General features: G+C 67.4%; 19 protein-coding genes and 3 tRNA genes. 21 read left to right on the top strand and 1 reads right to left on the bottom strand.

Translation table 11 applies throughout. From position 1 onward, the window contains the following. Nucleotides 1-71 precede the first annotated feature (71 nt). The 8 genes from DFR24_RS06820 to DFR24_RS06785 all read left to right on the top strand — a co-directional run bounded on the left by DFR24_RS06820 (nucleotide 72) and on the right by DFR24_RS06785 (nucleotide 8,688). The gene (locus DFR24_RS06820; protein WP_133880544.1) at nucleotides 72-2,492 is read left to right on the top strand and encodes an efflux RND transporter permease subunit; all 2,421 of its coding nucleotides are present in this window, start codon (nucleotides 72-74) and stop codon (nucleotides 2,490-2,492) included. Nucleotides 2,493-2,597: 105 nt separating this feature from the next. Further along, entirely contained in the window at nucleotides 2,598-4,271 is a 1,674-nt protein-coding gene (locus DFR24_RS06815) for a tetratricopeptide repeat protein (protein ID WP_133880543.1), read from the top strand. 168 nt (nucleotides 4,272-4,439) lie between these two features. Next, entirely contained in the window at nucleotides 4,440-5,459 is a 1,020-nt protein-coding gene (locus DFR24_RS06810; RefSeq protein ID WP_133880542.1) for an SRPBCC family protein, read from the top strand. Continuing rightward, nucleotides 5,456-7,426 carry an excinuclease ABC subunit UvrC gene (gene uvrC / locus DFR24_RS06805; RefSeq protein WP_133880541.1) on the top strand — a complete coding sequence of 657 codons (1,971 nt, stop codon included), beginning with the start codon at nucleotides 5,456-5,458 and terminating at the stop codon, nucleotides 7,424-7,426. Before DFR24_RS06810 ends, uvrC begins: the two co-directional genes overlap by 4 nt. 61 nt (nucleotides 7,427-7,487) lie before the next feature. Further along, a complete protein-coding gene (pgsA, locus tag DFR24_RS06800) occupies nucleotides 7,488-8,078 on the top strand; it encodes a CDP-diacylglycerol--glycerol-3-phosphate 3-phosphatidyltransferase (RefSeq protein WP_133880540.1) in 591 nt (196 codons plus the stop codon). Nucleotides 8,079-8,336: 258 nt separating this feature from the next. After that, nucleotides 8,337-8,412 (top strand) — tRNA-Gly (locus DFR24_RS06795). A 68-nt stretch (nucleotides 8,413-8,480) separates the two neighbouring features. Beyond that, nucleotides 8,481-8,554, top strand: a tRNA-Cys gene (locus DFR24_RS06790). 47 nt (nucleotides 8,555-8,601) lie between these two features. Beyond that, nucleotides 8,602-8,688 (top strand) — tRNA-Leu (locus DFR24_RS06785). A 5-nt stretch (nucleotides 8,689-8,693) separates the two neighbouring features. Here the strand turns inward: DFR24_RS06785 and DFR24_RS06780 are convergent. Continuing rightward, nucleotides 8,694-9,080 (bottom strand): hypothetical protein, encoded by a 387-nt coding sequence (locus DFR24_RS06780; protein ID WP_133880539.1) that lies wholly within the window; start codon nucleotides 9,078-9,080, stop codon nucleotides 8,694-8,696. 567 nt (nucleotides 9,081-9,647) lie between these two features. On the opposite strand from DFR24_RS06780, the gene ccmA reads away from it, so the two are divergent. From ccmA to DFR24_RS06715, 13 genes are all read left to right on the top strand, one after another. Next, a complete protein-coding gene (ccmA, locus tag DFR24_RS06775; RefSeq protein ID WP_246051537.1) occupies nucleotides 9,648-10,235 on the top strand; it encodes a heme ABC exporter ATP-binding protein CcmA in 588 nt (195 codons plus the stop codon). Continuing rightward, nucleotides 10,232-10,900, top strand: coding sequence for a heme exporter protein CcmB (ccmB, locus tag DFR24_RS06770; RefSeq protein ID WP_133880538.1), 669 nt, complete (start codon nucleotides 10,232-10,234; stop codon nucleotides 10,898-10,900). Before ccmA ends, ccmB begins: the two co-directional genes overlap by 4 nt. A gap of 7 nt (nucleotides 10,901-10,907) precedes the next feature. Continuing rightward, on the top strand, nucleotides 10,908-11,642 hold the full coding sequence (gene ccmC, locus DFR24_RS06765; RefSeq protein ID WP_133880537.1) for a heme ABC transporter permease CcmC: 735 nt from the start codon (nucleotides 10,908-10,910) through the stop codon (nucleotides 11,640-11,642). 37 nt (nucleotides 11,643-11,679) lie between these two features. Beyond that, nucleotides 11,680-11,847: a heme exporter protein CcmD gene (ccmD, locus tag DFR24_RS06760; protein ID WP_246051617.1), complete on the top strand. Its 168-nt coding sequence runs from the start codon at nucleotides 11,680-11,682 to the stop codon at nucleotides 11,845-11,847. After that, the gene (gene ccmE / locus DFR24_RS06755; protein WP_133880536.1) at nucleotides 11,844-12,317 is read left to right on the top strand and encodes a cytochrome c maturation protein CcmE; all 474 of its coding nucleotides are present in this window, start codon (nucleotides 11,844-11,846) and stop codon (nucleotides 12,315-12,317) included. The genes ccmD and ccmE overlap by 4 nt, the downstream gene beginning before the upstream one ends. Continuing rightward, the gene (locus DFR24_RS06750) at nucleotides 12,314-14,296 is read left to right on the top strand and encodes a heme lyase CcmF/NrfE family subunit (protein ID WP_133880535.1); all 1,983 of its coding nucleotides are present in this window, start codon (nucleotides 12,314-12,316) and stop codon (nucleotides 14,294-14,296) included. The genes ccmE and DFR24_RS06750 overlap by 4 nt, the downstream gene beginning before the upstream one ends. Then, nucleotides 14,296-14,820: a DsbE family thiol:disulfide interchange protein gene (locus tag DFR24_RS06745; RefSeq protein WP_133880534.1), complete on the top strand. Its 525-nt coding sequence runs from the start codon at nucleotides 14,296-14,298 to the stop codon at nucleotides 14,818-14,820. Before DFR24_RS06750 ends, DFR24_RS06745 begins: the two co-directional genes overlap by 1 nt. A 1-nt stretch (nucleotide 14,821) precedes the next feature. Then, entirely contained in the window at nucleotides 14,822-15,277 is a 456-nt protein-coding gene (locus tag DFR24_RS06740) for a cytochrome c-type biogenesis protein (protein ID WP_133880533.1), read from the top strand. Continuing rightward, complete coding sequence (ccmI, locus tag DFR24_RS06735) at nucleotides 15,277-16,536, top strand: c-type cytochrome biogenesis protein CcmI (protein ID WP_133880532.1); 1,260 nt, start codon at nucleotides 15,277-15,279, stop codon at nucleotides 16,534-16,536. Before DFR24_RS06740 ends, ccmI begins: the two co-directional genes overlap by 1 nt. A 24-nt stretch (nucleotides 16,537-16,560) precedes the next feature. Continuing rightward, nucleotides 16,561-17,418 (top strand): MaoC family dehydratase, encoded by an 858-nt coding sequence (locus DFR24_RS06730; protein WP_133880531.1) that lies wholly within the window; start codon nucleotides 16,561-16,563, stop codon nucleotides 17,416-17,418. Nucleotides 17,419-17,692: 274 nt separating this feature from the next. After that, nucleotides 17,693-18,220: a MarR family winged helix-turn-helix transcriptional regulator gene (locus DFR24_RS06725; RefSeq protein ID WP_133880530.1), complete on the top strand. Its 528-nt coding sequence runs from the start codon at nucleotides 17,693-17,695 to the stop codon at nucleotides 18,218-18,220. A gap of 104 nt (nucleotides 18,221-18,324) precedes the next feature. After that, nucleotides 18,325-19,395 (top strand): efflux RND transporter periplasmic adaptor subunit, encoded by a 1,071-nt coding sequence (locus DFR24_RS06720; protein ID WP_162851080.1) that lies wholly within the window; start codon nucleotides 18,325-18,327, stop codon nucleotides 19,393-19,395. Between the two features lie 36 nt (nucleotides 19,396-19,431). Beyond that, nucleotides 19,432-22,743, top strand: coding sequence for an efflux RND transporter permease subunit (locus tag DFR24_RS06715; RefSeq protein ID WP_133880528.1), 3,312 nt, complete (start codon nucleotides 19,432-19,434; stop codon nucleotides 22,741-22,743). Nucleotides 22,744-22,759 lie beyond the last annotated feature (16 nt).

The raw sequence follows: 22,759 nt of genomic DNA, 5'->3' as shown, positions 1-22,759 counted from the left end.
GGCCGGATACTCGAACCTCCCGCGCCTCCGGCCCAACCGCTGGAAGAAGACGGGACACAAGCCATCCGAACATGTATTCACTGCGGTTTCGCATTGCTCGCTGGGTACTCGCGCACCAGAAAATTTCCTGGCTGTTCTTCGCGCTGGTGACGGCGTTCTTCATCGCCGGCCTGCCCAAGGTCCAGCTGCGCACGATCTTCTCGGACCTGTTGCCGTCGGACGATCCGTTCGTACAGACGTTCAAGGACCATCCGAATTTCGGCAATCCGCTGACCGTGGCGGTGATGATCAAGCGCAAGGACGGGGACATCTACAACCCCGAAACCATCGCGAAAGTCTGGAAGTTCACGCGGGACATCGACCTGACGCCGGGCGTGGATCACGACCTGATCCTGTCGGTGACGACCGGCAAGGCGCGTTACACGGAGGCCACGCCGTACGGCATCGACATGCGCCCGCTGATGGGCGACATCGCGCCGAGCACACCCGAAGAGGTGGCGCTGTTCAAGGAGCGCGTCTACAAGTCGCCCAACACCAAGGTGTTCCTGATCTCCGGCGACGACACGGCGACGCTGATCACGGCGACCTTCATCGAGCACAGCGTCGAGTACGGCGAGGTGTTCGATTTCGTGCAGAAGCTGGCGGCGGATGCGCGCGACGAGCACCACGAGGTCTACGTCACCGGCCAGCCGATCCTGATCGGCTGGGTCTACCAGTACACGACGCAGATGCTGCTGATCTTCGCCGTGACGGTGGGCGCGCTGCTGCTGGCGCTGATCCTGTACATGCGCAACGCCGTGGGCATCCTGACGCCGATCATCACGAGCGCCGTCGCCGCGATCTGGGCGTTCGGACTGGTCGGCTGGCTCGATGTGTCGATCGAACCGCTGCTGATGGTGGTGCCGCTGCTGTTGACTGCACGATCGTTCTCGCACTCGGTGCAGTTCACCGAGCGCTACTACGAGGTCTATGCGCATGTGAAGGATCGCGCCAAGGCGGCCGAGATCACGATGGGCGTGATGATGGCGCCGTCGATCCTGGGCATCATCACGGACATCATCGGCATCGCGGTGGTCGCCGCGGCGCCCATCCCGGCGATGTGGCGTCACGCGCTGTTCTGCGGCATGTGGGCGGTGTGGCTCATCCCCACCGGCGTGTTCCTCATCTCGCTGCTGCTGGCTGCGTTGCCCACGCCGGACAACGTCGAGAAGCTCATCGGACATGGCGAGGTCTCGGGCGTGCATCGCCGGTTCCAGGCGCTGCTGACGGGCATCGCAAGACTCACGTACGGAAGCCGCGCCCGCTACACGGCGGCGGTGGTGATCTTGTTCTCCGCGGCGGCGACCTGGACCTCGCTGCAGATCAAGATCGGCAATCCCGTCGAAGGTACCAATCTGCTTTGGGAAGACTCCGACTTCAACGGTGCGGTGCGCGCCATCAACCGCCATTTCCCGGGCGTCAACACGCTCGAGCTGGTCTTCGAGAGCAAGACGCCGGAGGCCGAAGAGTGGAACGTCACGCGGGCCGAAACCGTGATGTCGATGCTCAAGCTTCAGAACATCATGGAGAAGGGCGAGGATCCGCCGCGCGCCACGCTGTCGTTCAACGACTACCTGCGCGAGTCGAATCGTCTGTTCCAGGGCGGCAGCCCGAAATGGCTCGAACTGGACAACCGTGACCGCGCCATCAACGCCGCCGCCATCGGCGTGATGATGGGTTCGAGCGCCAAGAACTACGGCCATGTCATCGACGACACCATGCAGCATGGAACGGTGTCGCTCTGGTACAAGGACAACAAGCAGGAAACCGTGGATGCGGCGCTCGCCGCGGCCCGCAAGGCGGTGGCGGAAGTGGGGCAGGAGCACGAGTTCTTCCGCATTCGGCTCGCCACCGGAATCATCGCGCTGCAGGAAGCGGTGAATCGCGTCGTCGACCGCTTCCACTGGGTGATGATCGGTCTGCTGAACGTGTCGATCTTCCTGCTGTGCAGTTATGCCTATCGCTCGTTCGTGGCTGGCCTGATCCTGCTGGTGCCGGTGAACCTGTCGAACCAGGTGATGATCGCGTCGATGCACCTGATGGGCGTGGGCCTGGACGTGAACTCGCTGATCGTCGCGGCCATCGGCGTGGGCGTGGGCATCGACTACGGCATCTACCTGCTGTCGCGCATCTGCGAGGAGTACCACGCGCAGGGAGAGGACTGGGGCCAGGCGATCACGGCGGCCCTGCGCACCACCGGCAAGGCGATCATGTTCACCGCCACGATCATGACTGTCGGCGTGCTGCCCTGGTACTTCATGTCGGGCCTCAAGTTCCTGGCGGACATGGGTCTGCTGCTGGTCGTGATCATGTCGATCAACATGGTGATGGCGCTGCTCGTGCTGCCGTTGCTGGTCTGGTACGTGAAGCCCAAATTCGTCGGGCGCAAGGATTTGCTGGTGGGTGAGGGTGTCGACCTGTCGCTGCTCACCGATCAGCAGTCGCCGGCCTGATCCGGGATTCGCCGCCGTCGCACGGGTCGCGACGGCGCGTGTCCGGATGCGGTCGGGCAGCGCTTTGCTCGGGGCGCCGGGATGGGTCGAACGCGCCGCTCGACGATGAGCCGAAGCCGCATCACCGCGTTGGCGGTCGTGAGCTTCACGCTGGGCGTGTTCGTGTACGGACTGCTGCAAAGGCCCGACCGGACGTCGAAGGCCACCGCGGATGCCTCGTCCGCCGAGCTGCTGCCCGGCCTCGGGACCTATCACATGGACGCCGGCATCGGCGATGCCGATGCGCGCCGCTGGTTCGACCAGGGCCTGGTCCTGGCGTACGGATTCAATCACGACGCCGCGGGACGGGCTTTTCTCAAGGGTGCCGAACTCGATCCGGATTGCGGCATGTGCTGGTGGGGCGCCGCGATGGTGCTCGGTCCGCATCTGAATGCCGGCATGGCCGCCGAAAATGCGCCGCGCGCATGGATGCGGCTGCAGCAGGCGCAGTTGCTGGCACCACGGATGCGCACGCGTGAGCGTGCTTTCATCAACGCGCTGGCGGCGCGCTACGCGGAACCTGCGCCGATGGACCGTGGCCTTCTCGACGAGGCGTACGCCCGCGCCATGCGCGAACTGGTGGCCCGGTATCCGGGGGACGCCGATGCCCGGACGCTGCTGGCAGAAGCCCTGATGGACCTGCATCCCTGGGATCTGTACGACCGTTCCGGCGAGCCGCGGCCCTGGACCGGCGAGATCGTGTCCCTGCTCGAACAGGTGCTGCGCGAGAAGCCCGATCATCCGGGCGCCAATCATTTCTACATTCACGCCATCGAGGCGTCCCGCGCGCCCGGGCGCGGACTGGACGCGGCCCGGCGTCTGCAGAACCTCGCGCCGGGAGCGGGCCATCTCGTGCACATGTCCTCGCACATCTACATGCGCACCGGGCACTACCACGAGGCGACCGAGGCCAATCTGCGGGCCATCGAGGCCGATACGCGCTACCTCGACCTCTGTCGAGCGGCTTCGGGCACGTATCCGCAGGGCTACGTGCCGCACAACCATCACTTCCTCTACGCCAGCAGCATGATGGAGGGCTCGAGTGCGCGCGCGATCGCGGCGGCCGACGAAGTGGCCCGGACGATGGATCTGGAGCGTTCGCGCCAGCCGGGATACGTCGCGCTGCAGCACTACTGGGTCACGCGATATCTCGCCCGGGTGCGTTTCGGTCACTGGACCGAACTGCTCGCGGAGCCACCGCCGCCAGCCGACCTGCCGTACCCGACCGCGGTCTGGCATTACGCGCACGGCATGGCGCTGCTGCGCGGTGGACGCATCGCGGAAGCCCAGCGAAGCTTCGAGGGTCTGGCGACGATCGCAGCGCATCCGGACCTCGAGCAGCAGAGCGTCTGGGGCATCAACAGTTTCGCCACGCTGCTGGGTGTGGCGGAACGCCAGTTCGCCGGCGAGATCGCGCTGGCCCGCGGGAACCACGACGCCGCCATCGCGGCGCTGCAGACCGCGGTCGAGCGCGAGGATGCGCTGAGCTACGACGAGCCCTCGGCCTGGTACATGCCGGTCCGCCAGGCCTTGGGTGCCGCGTTGCTCGAGGCCGGTCATGCCGAGCAGGCGCAGGCGGTGTTCGAGGAAGACCTTCGGCGCAACGAGGAGAACGGCTGGTCGCTGTTCGGGCTGGTGTCCGCACTGGAGGTCCAGCGCCGGCCCAGCGAGGAAGCGCGGGCCCGGCTGCAGGCCGCGTGGAAACATGCGGACGTGAAGCTGACGGCGGCGCGTTTCTAGGCCGCTTCGCCGGAACCGGCATGGCTCCGCGCGGTCCGATCCACGGTGTAGCATCGCGGCGCGTCTATCGCATCGCCCGGGGACGATCCCGGGGTGCGTCGATGCCATGAGGCCGGAGACTTCCGGGGTATCGACCGTTTCAGGAGTTCGCATCTGAATCCCCAGAAGGTGTTTCACGGGCTGCTGATCGGCTTTGCCGCGCTCGTCGTCGCGATCGTCGCGATCGGCTTCATGCTGCCGGACAGTGCGCGCCTCGAGCGCAGCATCGTCATCGAGCGTCCGCCGGCCACGGTGTTCACCGTGCTCGATGGTTTCCGGCATCTCGAAGCCTGGTCGCCCTGGGCCAAGCTCGATCCCGACATGAAGACGAAGCTGGAAGGTCCGATCAACGGAGTCGGCGCCCGTTTCGTCTGGACCAGCGAGATCGAGTCGGTGGGTTCGGGCAGCCAGGAGATCATCGAGTCCGTTCCGTACAGTCGCGTGAGCGTGCACGTGGTGTTCTCCGGCATGGACGCTCAGAACACCACGCAGTTCGAACTGACGCCTGAAGGTACGGGCACCCGGGTGCTGTGGCAGCACGAGTCGACGTTCGGCTCCAGCCTGCTGGCCCGCTACTTCGGCCTGATGCTCGAGCGCATGGTCGGCCCCGATTACGAGCGCGGGCTGGCCCAGCTCAAGGCCCATGTCGAGAGCCTGCCGGACGCGGATTTCGCCGACCTCCCGGTGGAGCGGGTCGACCTGGTCGCCAAGCCGATCGCCTATATCTCGGGCCGCAGCGGCACCCAGCCGGTCGCCATCGCGCAGGCCTATGAGCGTGCCTACGCGCAGATCACGGCGGCCCTGTCGCGCGATGGCGTGAAGCCTTCGGGTCCGCCGCTGGCCATCGGCAGGAAATGGGACGCGGAGAAGGGGGTCTACGAATTCGACGCCGCCATTCCGGTTCCGGCCGGCACCGCCCAGCCGCGCACCGATCGCAACGTGAAGATCGGCCAGTCCTACGCGGGCCTCGCGCTGCGCTCGGTCCACCGCGGGCCGCACGACGGCCTGTCGACCCATCTGCAGAAGCTTATGGCCTACAAGCAGGCGGTGGGCTTCGAGACCAATGGTCCGCCCTGGGACGTGTACGTCTCCAACGCGAGCACCTCCGGCGCGGGCCAGGTCACCGAGACCTACGTTCCGGTGCGATGACGGCGGTGGACGTGCCGCAGCAGGCGTCTTCCGGGAGTCCCAAGGACGGCGGGTTCGACGCGCGGGCATTCCTGTCGCAGCTCACGCTCGAGCCCGGCGTCTATCGCATGTACGGGCCCGGCGGGGAGCTGCTGTACGTGGGCAAGGCGCGCAACCTGCGCAAGCGCGTCAGCAGCTACTTCCTGCGCGCCTCCGGCGATCCTCGCATCGAGGCCATGGTCTCGCAGGTGATCCGCGTCGAGGTGACGATCACGCACACCGAGGATGAGGCGCTGATCCTCGAGTCGAACCTGATCAAGGAACTGTCGCCGAAGTACAACATCGTCTATCGCGACGACAAGAGTTATCCGTACGTGCGCTTCACGTCGCACGAGTTTCCGCGCATCGGCTACTACCGCGGCGCGAAGTCCGGCAAGGATCGCTACTTCGGGCCGTTCCCCAGCGCCAGCGCCGTGCGCGAGACGCTCTACACGTTGCAGAAGCTGTTCAAGCTTCGCCCCTGCCGCGACACGTTCTTCGCCAACCGCCAGCGGCCCTGCCTGCAGCACCAGATCAAGCGCTGCTCCGCGCCCTGCGTCGGACTGGTGACGAAGGAGGATTACGCGCACGACCTGCGCAACGCCTCGCGCCTGCTCGAGGGCAAGGCGGACGAGCTGGCGAGCGAGCTCGCGGTGGAAATGGACCGTGCCGCCGAAGTGCTGGAGTTCGAGCGCGCGGCGCGACTGCGCGACCAGATCGCCGCGCTCAAGCGCGTACGCGAGAACCGCGCGATCACCGGTGGCGCCGACGATCTCGACGTCATCGCTTGCGCGCCGCACGCCTCGGGAAGCTGCGTGGTGGTGATGAGTGTGCGCGATGGCTTGAACCTGGGTCATCGCAGTCATTTTCCGAAGCATTCCGCGCACGCGCCGCCCGAGGAGCTGATCGAGAGCTTCCTGAGCCAGCACTACCTCGATCAACCGCCGCCGCCGGAGATCCTCGTCAGTCATCCGCCCGAGGATTGCGAGTGGCTGGAGCAGGCGATCGCGCGGGTCGCCAAGCGCAACGTCGCCATCCGCAAGCCGCAGCGCGGCATCAAAGTGCGCCTGATGGAGATGGCGCAGAGCACGGCTGCGCAGGCCCTGTCGGCGCGACTGGTCGAGTCGGCGAGCATGGACGCGCGCCTGCTCGAGCTTCAGCAGGCGCTGGACCTCGACAAGCCGCCGACGCGCATGGAGTGCTTCGACATCTCGCATACGCGCGGCGAGCGCACGGTGGCGTCCTGCGTGGTCTTCAACCAGGACGGGCCGCTGAAGAGTGCGTACCGGAAATTCAATATCGAAAGCCGCGACGCGGCGATCATCGACCCGGACGCGGCCTCGGGTGCCGGTGGGCGGATCGAGGCGGTCGACGTCGCAGGCGACGTCGGCATCGTGCCGGAGGGTGAGGATCCGCGTGCGGCGATCGTCGCCGGCGACGATTACGCCGCCATTCACCAGGCCGTGAAGCGCCGCTTCGCGCGCGCCAAGACCGGCGAAGCGCCGCAGCCCGACGTGCTGTTCATCGACGGTGGCCTCGGTCAGCTCAACGCCGCGCTGGAAGCGCTGGACGAACTGGGCATCGAGAACCTGCGCGTCGTCGCCATTGCAAAGGGCCCGACGCGCAAGCCGGGCCTCGAAGAGTTGATCCTTCCCGAGCGCGAACTGCCGCTGCGCCTGCCGCCGGATTCGCCGGCACTGCACCTGATCCAGCGCATCCGCGACGAAGCGCACCGGTTTGCGATCACCGGGCACCGCGGCCGGCGCGAAAAGGCGCGGCTGACGTCGGACCTGGAGTCGATCGAAGGGCTGGGGCCGACGCGTCGTCGCGCCTTGCTCAAGGCCTTCGGTGGTCTGGCACAGCTCAAGCGCGCGAGCGTCGACGAAATCGCGAAAGTGGAGGGGGTCAACGCGACGCTGGCGGCGCGCATCCATGCTCATTTCCGCTGAGGAGAACAGCGGACCTTGGCGTCGCAGTGGAAACTGTGGCGCGGAACCCCGACACTGACTCATGCCGCTGACGATTCCCAACGTTCTGACGCTGCTGCGACTCGCGATCATCCCGCTCGTGCTCGGGATGTTCTATCTGAAGAACTGGCCCTACGCGCATCAGGCCGCCTGCATCCTGTTCGCGATCGCCGCAATCACCGACTGGTTCGATGGCTGGCTTGCGCGCCAGCTCGGCCAGACGTCGAAGTTCGGCGCTTTCCTCGACCCGGTGGCGGACAAGCTGCTGGTGGCGGTGTCGCTCGTGATGCTGCTGCACGACGCGCAGGCCAACGGCAGCACCGCAGGCCTGCTGTCCTTGCTGGTGGCGGTGATCATCGGCCGCGAGATCACGATCTCGGCGCTGCGCGAATGGATGGCGGAACTCGGCGCGCGCACCAGCGTGGCGGTGGGCACCGTCGGCAAGATCAAGACCGGCTTCCAGATGACCGCGATCGGCATGATGCTGTGGCGCGACGACACCTTCGGATTGCCGATCTACGACCTGGGGTTCGGACTGCTGTTCGTCGCGGCGGTGCTGACGGTGTATTCGATGGTGGTGTACCTGCGCGCGGCCTGGCCCTTCATGAAGGAAGATCATCAGCTCAAGGGCTGACGATCTGCTGGCAGGTCGCGCAGGTACGCCGGCACCTCCCGCACCCACGCTTCGCGGCACCGTGTCGGTACCGGACCTGCGCGCAGCCTGGCCTTTCATGAAGGAACACCGTCAGCTGAAGGACCGACGAGTTGCGGGCGGCTCATGTCTTGCAGATTTCGTGCGGGGCGCGGCGACACGATCGTGAAACTAATTTGCCGTCCGCCCTGCGTCTTCCATTGACTCCGAAAGATCAGCGGCTAAAATGCGCGTCCCCAAGCGGGAATAGCTCAGTTGGTAGAGCGCAACCTTGCCAAGGTTGAGGTCGCGAGTTCGAACCTCGTTTCCCGCTCCAGATTCGTGAAAGGCCCCGGTTCCACCGGGGTTTTTCGCTTCTGCTTAGCCGTTAGAATCACGGCGCCCGGCTGGGTGGCAGAGTGGTTATGCAGCGGACTGCAAATCCGCGTACGCCGGTTCAATTCCGACCCCAGCCTCCATTCCTCGCCTCGCATCCTCGGCTAGCATGGCCGCCTCTCGAGGCAGTGCCCGAATGGCGGAATCGGTAGACGCCGGGGACTTAAAATCCCCTGACTTTCGGGTCGTGCCGGTTCGAGTCCGGCTTTGGGCACCATTTAGTCATCCAACGGGGCCACGAGAGATCATTGAGCCCGCAGAAAGTGCGGGCTTTTTCATGCGCCGAGATCGGGGCACGGGATCGGTGGCCGAGATGACCGTGCCCAGCTTGGGGTCGACGAGACCATCCAGGCTGGGGCCGTTCGGGTCCGCGCACTCCGCGGTGGTCTTCGTGCAGGTGCGGATCGACGGCGCCTGGGAGGCGGTGCCGGCGAAGCCGTCGAGGCTCGGACCGTTGGGATCGGTGCATTCACTTCCGTTCCGGCACGTCTTGACGCCCAGCGACGCGTCGGCGTGGAGGCCGACCGTTGCGAACGACGGGGCCGACACGAACGACAGGGCGACGGCAGAGATGGCGGCGGCGGACTTGAGGGTCTTGACGAGGTTCATCGGGAATCTCCTGAGCGGGGTAGTTGGCCGAAGAGATCGTCCCTTCGATGGACGCTACTTTGCTCGTCGACTTCCCGGACATCCTCCCCGCAGGGCAACAAGATTCAAACTTCATTCACATCTCTCGCACGCCCTCCCGCCGGGGTCGCAGCCATGGGCCGCGATCGCTACGTCAGCACCTTCAAGGAAGAGAACCTCGGCGCTCAGTTGCAGCCCGCCGGGTACCTGGCGCGGTGCGATTCGATCCTCGATGGCCGCGCACGGGCCGCGATGCCGGCGAAGGGCACGGACCTGGATATCCGTGCCGCCCGGGGGAACCGGCCGACAGTGCTGATGGCTGCCGCGGACGCCGGGAAGCTGGACCGCGTCCGCGAGCTGCTGGCGCTCGGTGCCCGATCCGGCCGCGGCCGACGGCCAGGCCGCGGTGCGGGAGCGACTCGCATCGTTCCCCGGCAGTTGCCCGGTCAGCGGGTGCGCACTGTGAGCCGGTCGCGGCCCGGGAGCCGCCGGTAGAATGCGCGCCCGGCAGCCGTGCTCCGCGGCTGCCCCATCGCGCAACCCCGAGCCTTGATCCCATTTCTCTCGGCCAGCGACCTGTCCATCGGTCGCGGCGACCGCACGCTGCTGAGCGGCCTGAACCTGTCGATCTCGCCGGGCGACGTACTGCACCTGCGCGGCCGCAACGGGGCGGGCAAGTCCTCGCTGATCGAGGTGCTGGTCGGTCTGCGTCCGGCGCGTGGGGGAACGCTGAAGCGTCCGGCGGCGGACCAGTTCCACTGGATCGGGCATCGCAACGCGCTCAATTCCGACCTCGGCGTGCGCGAGAATCTCGAAGGCTGGTGCGCGCTCAACGGCGTTGCGGCGTCCGGCATCGCGGCGGCGCTGGAACGCACCGGCCTTGCGCGCCTGCGACACCGCCAGGTGCGCACGCTGTCGGCCGGCCAGAAGCGCCGGGCGGCGCTGACGCGCCTGCTGCTGGCGCAGCGCCCGCTGTGGCTGCTCGACGAACCGCTGAGCGGCCTGGACGGCGAGGGGCTCGCGCTGCTCGGGCAGCTGATGAACGAGCATGTCGCGGGCGACGGCGGCATCGTCGTCACCAGTCACCAGTCGCTGCCCGGCCGCCTGCCGCGCGTCACCATCATCGACCTCGGATGAGCGCCTTCCTCGTCACGGTGGCGCGCGAGCTCAGGATCGCGGCGCGGAACAAGGCCTCGCTGCTGATGCCGCCGCTGTTCTTCGCGATCGTCGTCACGCTGTTCGCGCTCGGTGGCAAGCCAGGCGATCCGCAGCTGGCGGCCGTGGCGCCGTCGGTGCTGTGGGTCGGCGCGCTGCTGGCGGCGCTGCTGACGCTGGACCGGCTGTTCCGCGGCGACCTGGACGACGGCTGGCTCGAACAGGTCTTCATCGCGCCCGCGTCGCCGGTCGGCATGGTGCTGGGCAAGTTCGCCGCGCACTGGCTGCTGACGGGGCTGCCGCTGCTGCTGCTGGCGGCGCCGCTGGCGCTGCAGCTTGGATTCCCGTCCGGCGCGCCGCTCGGATGGCTGCTGCTGGGCCTGCTGATGGGGACGCCGCTGCTGAGCATCGTCGGCGGTTTCGCCGCGGCGCTGACGGTCTCCCTGCCGCGTGCGGGCCTGTTGCTGCCGGTGCTGGTGCTGCCGCTGCTGGCGCCGGTCGTCATCTTCGGCAGCGGTGCCGCGCGCGCCGCGCAGGCGGGGTTGGATGCCAGCGGTCCGATATACTTTTTGGCCTTTCTGCTGGTTCTTTCGCTGACCTTGCTTCCGTGGGCCGCTACGGCCGCGCTTCGATCCGCTTTCGACTGAACCCAACATGTGGACCTGGTTTCACCGCCTGGCGTCACCGCCGAGCTTCTACCGTTTCGCCGACCGGGTTGCGCCCTGGCTCGCGGTGGCGGCCCTGCTGCTGCTCGGCTACGGACTGTTCGCCGGGCTCTGGATCGCGCCCAAGGATTACCAGCAGGGCGATGCCTTCCGGATCATCTACGTGCACGTGCCGGCGGCGGCCTTGTCGCTGTCGCTGTACACCGGCATGGCGATCGCCGGCGTCGTCGCGCTGATCTGGCGCATCAAGCTGGCCGAGTGCGCGATCGTGGCGCTGGCCCCGATCGGCGCGAGCTTCACGGCGCTGGCGCTGGTCACCGGCATGCTCTGGGGCAAGCCGATGTGGGGCGCCTACTGGGTCTGGGATGCGCGCCTGACCTCGGAGCTGGTGCTGCTGTTCCTGTACCTGGGCGTGATCGGGCTGGACCAGGCGTTCCTGGATCGTCGGGCCGCGGCGCGTGCCTGTGCGCTGCTGGCGATCGTCGGGGCCGTGAACGTGCCGATCGTCAAGTATTCGGTGGAGTGGTGGAACAGCCTGCACCAGGCCTCGACCATTCTGAAGTTCGGCAAGCCGACGATCACCGCCGAGATGGCGATTCCGCTGTATGCCTCGTTGCTGGGGGCGTACCTGCTGGCGGGAATGGCCGCGCTGCGGCGGATGCAGAATGAGGTGTTGCTGCGCGAACGACGCGCGGGCTGGGTTCGCGAACTGACGGCCGTCTAGGCGGTCTGCTCGTGCGCTGACGAACGACAAGGTGACCATGGGCGAGATGTTCAAGATGGGTGGCTACGAGGTGTACGTCTGGGGCAGCGTGCTGCTCGGCGTGGCCGTGTACGCCTGGAACCTGGTCGCTCCGTCGCTGCAGCGGCGCGCGGTGCTGGCGCGCCTGGCCGAAGGCGACGAAGAAAGCAGCGGAGACGCCTCGTGACCCGTCGACAGAACCGGATGCTGGCCGTCGGCAGCCTGATCGCCGGCCTCGCGCTGGCGGCCTGGCTGGGCTTCACGGCCATGAGCAAGAACCTGATGTATTTCTACACGCCGACCGACGTGGTCTCGGGCAAGGCGCCGGCGCACGCCAAGATGCGCCTCGGCGGCCTGGTGGAACGCGGCAGCGTGTCACGCGGCGAAGGACTGCTGGTGAGCTTCACGTTGGCCGACTGCGCGCAGAAGGTCGGCGTGAAATACGAGGGAATTCTTCCCGACCTGTTCCGCGAGGGGCAGGGCATCGTCGCCACCGGGCATGTCGAGGACGGCAAGTTCGTGGCGTCGGAAGTGCTGGCCAAGCACGACGAGAACTACATGCCGCCCGAACTCGCGGATTCGCTGAAGACCGAAGGCGGGCATTCGTGCATGCCGTTCAAGCCGGTCGAGAAGCCGGTGACGGCGTTGGCATCGTGATACCCGAACTCGGTCATTTCGCGCTGTGGCTCGCGCTGGCGGTGGGCCTGGTGCAGGCCATCGTCCCGACGGTGGGCTATGCACGGCGCAACCTGCGCTGGATGTCGATCGCCGGCGCGGCGTCGCAGGTGCAGTTCCTGCTCGTCGTCGTGTCGTATCTTTGCCTGAGCGAGGCGTTCCGCCAGAACGATTTCTCGGTGGCCTACGTGGCCGCCAATTCGCACAGCGCGCTGCCGCTGATCTACCGGCTCTCCGCGGTCTGGGGTGCGCACGAGGGCTCGCTGCTGCTGTGGCTGCTGATGCTGAGCGGCTGGGCCTTCGCGGTCTCGATCTTCAACCGCCGGCTGCCGGCCGACATCTCGAGCCTCGTGCTCGCGGCGCTGGGTGCGGTCAGCGTGGGCTTCCTGCTGTTCATGCTGCTGACGTCCAACCCGTTCGATCGGGCGTTCCCGATTCCGCTGGAAGGACGTGATCTCAATCCGCTGCTGCAGGATCCGGGGCTGATCATCCATCCGCCGATGCTCTACATGGGCTACGTCGGATTCTCGGTGGCCTTCGCGTTCGCCATCGCGGCGCTGGTGACCGGGCGCATGGATTCGGCCTGGGCGCGCTGGGCGCGTCCGTGGACGACGACCGCCTGGCTGTTCCTGACGATGGGCATCACGCTGGGTTCGTGGTGGGCCTACAACGAACTGGGCTGGGGCGGCTGGTGGTTCTGGGATCCGGTCGAGAACGCCTCGTTCATGCCCTGGCTGGTCGGCACCGCGCTGATCCATTCGCTGGCGGTCACCGAGAAGCGCGGCCTGCTGCAGTCCTGGACCTTGCTGCTGTCGATCGTCGCGTTCTCGCTGTCGCTGCTCGGCACGTTCCTGGTGCGTTCCGGCGTGCTGGTGTCGGTGCATGCGTTCGCGACCGATCCTGCGCGCGGCGTCTTCATCCTCGCGTTCCTCGGCGTCGTCGTCGGCGGTGGCCTGCTGCTGTACGCGATCCGTGCGCCCAAGCTGGTTCGCCAGGGCGAGATGCAGCTCGCGTCGCGCGAAGGCCTGCTGCTCTTCAACAACGTCTTTCTGGTCGTGACCGCGGCGATGGTGCTGTTCGGCACCTTGTTCCCGCTGCTGATGGACGCGCTGGACCTGGGCAAGTACTCCGTGGGTCCGCCGTACTTCAACCGGATGTTCTTCCTGCTGATGGCGCCGCTGGCGGTGCTGGTCGGCTTCGCCGGCGTGGTGTCGTGGAAGCGCGCCAACCTCGTCGAATCGTTCAAGCCGCTGCGCCTGCTCGCGCTCGTTGCCGTCGTGCTCGGCATTGCTCTGCCGTTCGTCACGCAGGGACAGGGCTCGGTGGCGGCCTCGGCCGGCGCGGTGCTGGCGGTGTGGGTGCTGGTGACCTCGGTGCAGGAAGTCTGGCGACGGGTTCGCGCGAAGCCTTCGCTCGCCGCGGGTCTGCGGTCGGTTCCGCGAGGCGCCTGGGGCATGACGCTCGCGCACATCGGCCTGGGCGTCTGGACGATGGGCGTGGCCTTCGCGTCCACGTTCAACGTCGAGAAGGATGTGCGGCTCGGCAGCGGCCAGAGCGCGGACATCGGTCGCTACGAATTCCGGTTCGACGGCGTCACGCATGTCGAAGGGCCCAACTTCAAGTCGGACACCGGTCACGTCGTCGTGTCGTACCGCGGTCGCGAGATCGCGACGCTCAATCCGGAAAAACGTCTGTACCCGTCGCAGGGCAGCGTGATGACCGAGGCGGCGGTGGACCACAACCCGCTGCGTGACCTGTACGTGGCGATGGGCGAGCCCATCGACAAGAACGACGCCAACGGCGATTGGGCGCTGCGCCTGTACTACAAGCCGATGATGCGGCTGGTGTGGTTCGGCGGCGTGTTGATGTTCTTCGGCGGGATCCTGGCGGCGACCGATCGCCGCTACCGGCTGGCGCAACGCGCCAGCGCGAGCATTCCCGATGGAGCGGCCGCTGCCTGATGCGTTACGTCCGCTACACGGTGCCGGTCGTCATCCTGCTGCTGCTGATCTTCCTGTTCTACCGCGGCCTGGCGCTCGATCCGCGCGAAGTGCCGAGCCCGCTGGTCGGCAAGGCGGCGCCCGCGTTCGAACTGCCGCTGCTGGAACCCGAGGGCCAATCGCTGACGCCCAAGGCGCTCGGTGGCCGTCCGGTGCTGGTGAATTTCTTCGCGAGCTGGTGCGCCGGATGCCAGGTGGAGCATCCCTTGCTGATGGAACTCTCGAAGCAGGGCGTCGAGATCATCGGCATGGATTACAAGGATGAACCCGCGGACGTGCGCCGCTGGCTGCAGCGGCACGGCAATCCGTACCGGCAGGTCGCGATCGACCGCGTCGGGCAGGCCGGGCTGGACTGGGGTGTCTACGGCGTGCCGGAAACCTACGTGCTCGGACCCGACGGGACGATCCTGTTCAAGCAGATCGGGCCGGTGACGCCGCAGGCCTGGGAGCGCGACATCCGCCCGCTGCTGGTTGGAGCGCGCTGAGATGCGGACGCTCATCCTGGCCGCGCTGCTGTTCGTGTTCGCCGGCGGCGCCTTCGCGCTGACGCCGCAGGAGGGCGCGCTCGATCCCGAGCAGGAAGCCCGCTATCGCACGCTGATCCACGAGCTGCGCTGTCTGGTCTGCCAGAACCAGACGATCGCGGATTCGAACGCGGATCTGGCGGCCGATCTGCGTCGCGAAGTCCACACGCACATCGCGGCCGGGGCCACCGACGACGAGGTCCGCCGCTACGTCACCGATCGTTACGGCGAGTTCGTGCTCTACAAGCCGCCGATGACGGCGCGCACCGCGGTGCTCTGGATCGGACCGTTCCTGCTGGTCGCGCTGGGCGTGCTGATCGCGCTGCGCATGCTGCGTCGGCCGCGCGCGGTCGCGACGCCGGCACCGACCGCCGACACCGAACGCCTGCGCCGCTTGCTGGACGAAGAGGAACGCTGATGCTGCTGGGGCTGATGGGACTGCTGTTCGTTGCCGCCATCGCGTGGATGACGCGCCCGTTGTGGCGTGGCGGCGTGAATGCCGGCCAGCGCCGTCGCGCGGCCAACGTCGTGGTGTATCGCCAGCGCCTGGCCGAAGTCGAGGCCGACGCCGCGGCGGGCCTCGTGGATGCTGAAACCGCGACCGGCCTGCGTGACGAACTCGATGCCCGCCTGCTGCTGGATACCGACGGCGCGGAAGCTCCCGCGCCGACGACGAGCACGCGCAGCCTGGCGCTGACGGCGCTGGTCGCGGTGTTCGTGCTCGGTGTCGCCGTAGCCGGTTATTTCCAGGACGGTAGCTGGAAGGTCGATCAGCAGATCGCGAGCGCGCCTGCGGCGGGCGAGGAGCCGCAGTCGCCGGGATCGGTCGACGAGATGGTGGCGAAGCTCGCGGCGCGTCTCGAGAAGGAGCCTGGCGATCCTCAGGGCTGGGCCTTGCTGGGCCGCTCGTACTTCGTGATGCAGCGCTACGACGGCGCCGCCGCGGCGTACGCGCGCGCCAACGAGCTGACCGAGCATCGCGAGCCGGACCTGCTGGTGAACGAAGGCGAGTCGCTCGGGCTTTCTTCGCCGGATCGCGATCTGCGTGGACGCCCGCAACAGTTGTTCGAAGCGGCGCTGGCGATTGCGCCCACCAACGGCAAAGCCCTGTGGTACGCGGGCATGGCGGCGATGCAGGACGGCGATTCGGCGACGGCCAAGGCGCGCTGGGCGGAGCTGTCGAAGCAGGATCTGCCGACGGAGCTGCGCACCGTGCTCGACGAGCGTCTGGTCGAACTGGGCGTTGCGCCGACGGCCGAGACTGCGGTTCCGTCGACGCCTTCGCCGCCGCCGGATGCCGCAGAGTCGAAGAGCCCAGCGCCGTCCGCCGACGCGCTGCTGGTCCGCGTGAGCGTGGCGCCGGAGCTGCAGTCGCGGATCCCGCCGGACGCGACGCTGTTCGTGTTCGCCAAGGCGCAGGAAGGCCCACCGATGCCGCTGGCGGTGTCCCGCGGCAACGTCGGCCAACTGCCGCGCGAGATCCGTCTGGACGACAGCATGGCGATGACGCCGGCGGCCAAGCTGACGCAGTTCGATCGCTGGACCGTCACCGCGCGCATCAGTCGCGCAGGGCAGGCACTGGCGGTGAGCGGTGACCTGCAGGGCAGCCTGACCGCTGCGCGCAGTGACCTCGGCAAACCGGCGCTGGTGCTGACGATCGACACGGTCGTACCGTGATCGCATCCCACTGACGGCACCGATATGACCGACACCCTGCTCCAGATGCCCGCCGCCCGCGGCCTGTACGTCAAGGCCCTGGGCACGGCGCGACGCAAGCCCGGCAAGAACATCCGTGTTCCTCAGATCGAGGTCCGCGTGCCTGCGGTTCAACCGACACCGTCGCGTCTGGCCGCCTACCGCGAGATCTGCGGTTTCGAACTGGCCCCCGACGAACTGCCGATCACGTTCCCGCAAGTCCAGGCCGCGCCGCTGCACATGTGGCTGATGCTGCGCCCGGAGTTCCCGGCACCGTTGATGGGGCTGGTGCACATCCGCAACAGTTTCGAGATGCTCGCGCCGATGACGGCCGAGATGGCCTATGACGTGCGTGCGGCGCTGGCAGACGGACGCCGTACGCACCAGGGCTACGAGATCGATCTGGTGACCGAGTACGCCGACGGGGCAGGGCAGATCGTGTACCGCGCGCTGATGACGGTCCTTTACCGGATGAAGACCGATGGCCCTCCGCTGCGGCCGAAGCCCGCCGCCCCTGCGCCGTCGCTGTCCGAGTACCGCAGTTTCGACGTGCCCTCCGACATCGGTCGACGCTACGCCCCGATCGGCGGCGACTTCAATCCGATCCACCTGTACGCGCTGACGGCCAAGGCCTTCGGTTTTCCGCGTGCGATCGCACACGGCATGTGGTCGCTGGCCCGCGCCGCGGCGCTGGTCGAAACCTCGCGTGGCAAGGCGGCTCGCACGCTGAGCGTGCAGTTCCGCCAGCCGCTGCTGCTGCCGGGCAAGGTGGCGCTCAAGTTCACCAATGCAGGATCTGGCAGCGATTTCGCGCTGCTGTCGCGCACGTCGGACAAGGTGCACTTCACCGGAAGGCTGGGTTAGCCCTCGTAGCCCGGACGAAGTCCGGGATTCCCCCCGATTTGCGAGCGACGTCCCGGGTTTCACCCGGGCTACGGTTGAGGGCCAAGGCCTTCGCGTTGTCGTCGCGCACCTCGGACAAGGTGCACTTCACCGGACGGTTGGGCTGGTCACCGGTCGTAGCCCGGGTGAAACCCGGGGCTTTTCCCCGCAGGTCGAGTGGCAACCCCGGACTTCGTCCGGGCTACGGGTACGCGCGTCGACAAACTAGTACGTTAATGTACTATCAACGTCGCGCATGAAAACCAACGACCGCCTTCTCGCGATCGACTCCAGCGGCCCCGGCTGGCGCGAAAGCGTCCCTGACGTTCCGCAGCAGGACGTGACCCTGATGCGCCTGATCCGCGTGGCCAGCCAGGGGATCACGGCGTTCACGGATCCGATGCTGCGACCGGCAGGGCTGACCGAGAGCTCGTTCCACACGCTGGTCGTCATTGTGGCCAGTGGCAAAGCGGGCATCACGCCGACGTCGCTGTGCGAACAGGTGGGGCAGAACCGGGCCAACATGACCCGCATCCTCGACTTGCTGCTGTCCGACAAGCTGGTGCGGGTCGACGTGCACGAGCGCGATGCACGACGCAAGCGGGTGACGATCACCGCTGCCGGACGCAAGCGAGTCAAGACCTATGCGAGCCGCTTCGCGCCGATCGTGGCCGAATCCTTTGGTGCCCTGAGCCCGAAGGACAAGCAGACGCTGGAACATCTGTTGCGCGCAGTCATCGCCTCGATGGACAAGGCCGAGCGGATCGTGAGCAGGAACGCGTGAACCGCCTGCGCCGCCGCGGCTTCGTCCAAAGGGCTTCGGAATCGGGAGTCCAGACGCGACGTGACCGCGGGCGCAGTGCTGCTGTCGACTCTCGTTTCCGGCACGTGTGCACCGCCTGCGGCATAGCTGCGCTGAGCCTGCTGCTGTCGGCCTGCGGTGGAGATCCGAAGCCGAACGCGCCGCCGGAAGCGCGGGTATTCGAGGCCGCCACGACCGTGGTCGCGACGCGCGAAATCCCGGTGATCTACACCACCACCGGCACCGTGGTGTCGGACGAGCGCGTGGAGATCAGCTCGCGCACGGCCGCCTACGTGCGGACCGTGAACGTGCGCGAGGGCGAGCGGGTGCAGCTCGGGCAACTGCTGGCGACGCTCGACAGCCAGGACATCGAGGCCGATGTGCGCATGGCGCAGGCCGAACGCGACAAGGCTCTGGCGGCCAGCGCCGATGCCCGGCGAGATCTCGAGGACAGCGAGAAGCTGCTGGCCAAGGGCATGGTCGCGCAGGCGCATCGGCGCAAGGCGCTGCTGCTGCAGCAGTCCGCGGACGAATCACTGCAGGGCGCGGAGGCGGCGCTGGCGCGTGCGCTGTCCGAACGCCAGTACACGCGCATCCTCAGCCCCGTTGCCGGCGTGGTCGTCGCGCGGCACCAGCGCGCCGGTGACCTCGCGTCGCCGGGTACGCCGCTGGTGACCGTCGAATCGGACACCGCGCTGCTGTTCGAAACGCATGCGGTCGAACAACGCGTGACGGATATCCGCATCGGCGATCCGGTCGACGTGCAGATCGACGCCTTGCGCGCGCCGATACGCGGCGAGGTGCTGCGCCTCGTGGCTTCCGGTGATCCGGTGACGCGCGGCTTCCAGGTGAAGGTCTCGATCCCGCCGACGCAGGGACTGCTGCCGGGCATGTTCGGCCGCGGGCAGTTCACGATCGGCAAGAAGCAGGCGCTGGTGGTTCCGGCCTCGACACTGGTGGACCGGGGCGGGCTCACCGGCGTCTACGTCGTGGATGCCGGGCAGCGTCTGAATTTTCGCTGGCTTCGCACCGAACACGGCGCGGCGGATGGCTTCGTCGTGCTCGCGGGGCTGGAGCCCAACGAACGCGTGATCGTGGCGCCCACCTCCAGGATGCGCGAGGGCGATCGCATCGCGGCTGCTGGTGCAACGCCGTGATGACGCGGCCGGCGTGCGTTGCTTCCGGCCGCATCCGTGTCTGAACCCCGGCTCAATTCTGCGGGCATCATCGCCCGGACCTTCGTCGACTCGAAGCTGACGCCGCTGTTCGTGGTGGCGATCCTGCTGCTGGCGCTGTTCGCCGCGCTCAATACGCCGCGCGAAGAGAATCCCCAGATCCTGGTGCCCGGTGCGCAGGTGACGTTCGAACTGCCGGGCGCCACGTCGACGGAGGTCGAGCGTCTCATCGTGGCGCCGATGGAAGCGCGGCTGCGCGAGATCGAGGGCATCGAGCACAGCTACGCGGCGGCGATGCCCGGAATGGGGCGGATCCAGCTGCAGTTCTTCGTGGGCACCGACAAGGACGCCGCGATCAACCGCGTGCGGCAGAAGGTGGCGGAGGGACGACATCTGCTGCCCGCCGCAACCAAGGAGCCGCTGATCCAGCAGGTGGACGCGGACGACGTCGCCATCGTGACGGTGACGCTGGCGTCGAACCGCTACGACGACTACGCGCTGCGCCGTCTTGCCGAGCGCATCGGCGAACGTCTGAACACGATCGAGGAAGTGTCGGTGACGCAGATCCACGGCGGCCGCGAACGGGAGATTCGCGTCAACCTCGATCCGGCCCGGCTGCAGGCCTTCGGCGTGACGATGAACGAGGGCATCGCGATGGTCGCGGCCAGCAACGTCTCGGCCGTCGTGGGAGACCTGGTAGGCGACGGCCAGCGCCGCAGCGTGTATCTCAGGGGGCGCCTGCCGTCGCTCGAGGAGATCCGCCGGCTGCCGCTGGGCGCGCATCGTGGGCAGCTGATCTATCTCGAGGACATCGGCGACGTCGTCGACGGGCCGGTCCCCGAGCGTGACGCGCTGACGCGCCTGGCATTCGGCCCCGGAGACCCACGCTATTCGGCGGACGACAGCGTCGGCGAGATGGCGTCGGTGACGGTGTCGGTGGCCAAGAAGCCGCACACCAATTCGGTCCGCGTGAGCCGCGACATCCTCGAGCAGGTCGCCAAGATGAAGGCGCAGTTCGTGCCGGCCGGCGTCGAGGTGGTGACGACGCGCGACGACGGGCAGATCGCCGATCACACGGTGAACTCGCTGATCTTCGAACTGGCGATTGCCGTCGCCGCCGTGATGCTGGTGCTGATTCCGTTCCTGGGTCTGCGCCAGGCGATGATCGTGTGCCTGGCGGTGCCGCTGGTGCTCGGCCTGACCTTGACCATCGACATGCTCACGGGCTTCACGATCAATCGCATTTCGCTGTTCGCGCTGATCATGTCGCTGGGCATGCTGGTCGACGATGCGATCGTCGTGATGGAGAACATCCATCGGCACTACGAGCAGGGGACGACCGACCGGCTGCGCTCGGCGGTGCTGGCAACGCACGAGATCGGCACGCCGACGACGATGGCGACGATCACGATCGTGCTGGCCTTCGCCTCGCTGAGCCAGCTCAGCGGCATGAACGGCGCGTTCTTCAAGTCGGTGAGCGTGAACGTGTCGGTCGCGGTGGGCCTGTCGCTGCTGCTGGCCTTCCTGGTGGTGCCCTGGGCCAGCCAGCGCTGGCTGCCGCGCTCGCGGCACGCGCCGGTGCACGCTGCGACCGGTCACAGTCCGATGCAGCGCCTGTACATCCGCATCATCACGCCCTTCCTCGACGACTCGCGCCGGCGCCGATGGCTGTTCGTCGGAGTGGGGCTGGCGCTGGTCGCGTCGCTGATGATGCCGGCCTGGCAGTTCATCCGGCCTGCGGGAATCAGCGGTCCGCTGTCGTTCGGCGGCGTGGGTTTGGCGATCATGCCGGTGGAGAACCACAACACCTTCAGCGCCACGCTGGACATGCCCGAGTCGACGCCGATCGAGGTCACGGACCGCGTGGCACGCGAGTTCGGCAAGCTCGTCGGCCGGCATCCGATGGTCACGAACTACCTGAGCTACGTCGGCATGCCCGGCGTGCTGGATTTCGCCGGGCAGGTCAACGGCGCCGGCGCGCGCGTCGGGGCGAACCAGGCGGAGATCCGCATCAACCTGATTGACAAGGCGGCGCGCAAGACCGGCTCGCGTGCGGTGCTGGACGAGTTGCGCGTCGCCGCCGAACCGCTGCTCGCCCGTCATCCCGGACTGGAATTGCGGTTCTTCGAAGCCCCGCCGGGGCCGCCCACGGTGGCGACGGTGCTGGCCAACATCCACGGGCCGGATCCCGAGGTGCTGCGCGCGTTCTCGGCTCGTGTGAAGCAGGAATTCCAGAAGACGTACGGCATGGTCGACGTCTACGACAGCGAAGTCGCGGACGCCGAGCAGTTCGACATCGTCGTCGACAAGGAGAAGGCCGTGCTGTCGGGCGTGACCACCGCCGACATCGAGCAGACGATCCGCGCGCTGATGGCCGGCGTGGTCGTGGCCGAGGTGCAGATCCCGGGCGAGAAGAATCCGGTGCCGCTGCGAATCCGGGTGCCCCGGCAGTTCGAGGTGGATCCGGCGCTGCTGGACCGCACGCTTGTGCGCAACCGTAATGGCGACGCGGTGCCGGTGTCGGAACTCACGCATCTGGTGAAGGCGCGTGTCGACCGGCCGCTGCTGCGCAAGGACAACGAACCGGTCAGCTACGTCGGCGGCAACGTCATCGACATCTCGGCGCCGGCCTACGCGATCCTGGACATGGACCGGCGGCTGGACGGTCTCGAAGTGAACGGCGAGAGACTCACGACCGGGAATCTGACCCTGGAGCCGCAGATCCCGAACACCGTCGACGGCTACCAGCTGCTGTGGGACGGCGAGATCCGGGTGACCTTGGACGTGTTCCGCGACATGAGCCAGATCCTGGGCGTCGTCGTGGTGCTTATCTTCCTGGTGCTGGTCGCCAACTACCGGTCCTTCACGCTGCCGCTGGTCGGCATGACGGCGATCCCGCTGGGGATGATCGGCGTGTTCCCCGGGCATTGGCTGGTCGGCATCAAGTTCAGCATGACCTCGATGATCGGGGTCGTGGCGCTGGCCGGGCTGGTGGTCCGCAATTCGCTGCTGATCATCGATTTCATCCACGACCACCAGCGCGAGGGCCATGGCCTGCGCGAGGCCGTCCAGCTTGCCGGCGCGGTGCGCCTGCGTCCGATCCTGCTGACCTCGGCGGCGATGATCCTGGGCGTGCTGGTGCTGTTCCGCGACCCGCTCTTCATCGGGCTGGCCACTTCGCTGCTGTTCGGGACGATCGCGTCCACGGTGCTGACCCTGCTCGCGCTGCCGCCCTTGTATTACCGGCTGGCGAAGTCGCGCCCCGAATGGGTGCAAGCCCGCGGTTCCGACACGCCGGGCCTGCACGGAATGCCAGAGGGACAGCACTAGCACCCGCTGCAATCGA

Origin of the sequence: Panacagrimonas perspica, from assembly GCF_004364935.1 — a bacterium.
In the GTDB taxonomy this organism is placed as follows: Bacteria; Pseudomonadota; Gammaproteobacteria; order Nevskiales; family Nevskiaceae; genus Panacagrimonas; species Panacagrimonas perspica.
The sequence above is the reverse complement of the archived record's forward strand: the minus strand, read 5'-3'. Positions and strand labels throughout refer to the sequence as shown.

Coding starts and splice junctions, on each gene's coding strand:
- DFR24_RS06820 (WP_133880544.1), top strand. CDS start 72: ATGTATTCACTGCGGTTTCGCATTGCTCGCTGGGTACTCGCGCACCAG.
- DFR24_RS06815 (WP_133880543.1), top strand. CDS start 2,598: ATGAGCCGAAGCCGCATCACCGCGTTGGCGGTCGTGAGCTTCACGCTG.
- uvrC (WP_133880541.1), top strand. CDS start 5,456: ATGACGGCGGTGGACGTGCCGCAGCAGGCGTCTTCCGGGAGTCCCAAG.
- pgsA (WP_133880540.1), top strand. CDS start 7,488: ATGCCGCTGACGATTCCCAACGTTCTGACGCTGCTGCGACTCGCGATC.
- DFR24_RS06780 (WP_133880539.1), bottom strand. CDS start 9,080: ATGAACCTCGTCAAGACCCTCAAGTCCGCCGCCGCCATCTCTGCCGTC.
- ccmB (WP_133880538.1), top strand. CDS start 10,232: ATGAGCGCCTTCCTCGTCACGGTGGCGCGCGAGCTCAGGATCGCGGCG.
- ccmC (WP_133880537.1), top strand. CDS start 10,908: ATGTGGACCTGGTTTCACCGCCTGGCGTCACCGCCGAGCTTCTACCGT.
- ccmD (WP_246051617.1), top strand. CDS start 11,680: ATGGGCGAGATGTTCAAGATGGGTGGCTACGAGGTGTACGTCTGGGGC.
- DFR24_RS06745 (WP_133880534.1), top strand. CDS start 14,296: ATGCGTTACGTCCGCTACACGGTGCCGGTCGTCATCCTGCTGCTGCTG.
- DFR24_RS06740 (WP_133880533.1), top strand. CDS start 14,822: ATGCGGACGCTCATCCTGGCCGCGCTGCTGTTCGTGTTCGCCGGCGGC.
- ccmI (WP_133880532.1), top strand. CDS start 15,277: ATGCTGCTGGGGCTGATGGGACTGCTGTTCGTTGCCGCCATCGCGTGG.
- DFR24_RS06730 (WP_133880531.1), top strand. CDS start 16,561: ATGACCGACACCCTGCTCCAGATGCCCGCCGCCCGCGGCCTGTACGTC.
- DFR24_RS06725 (WP_133880530.1), top strand. CDS start 17,693: ATGAAAACCAACGACCGCCTTCTCGCGATCGACTCCAGCGGCCCCGGC.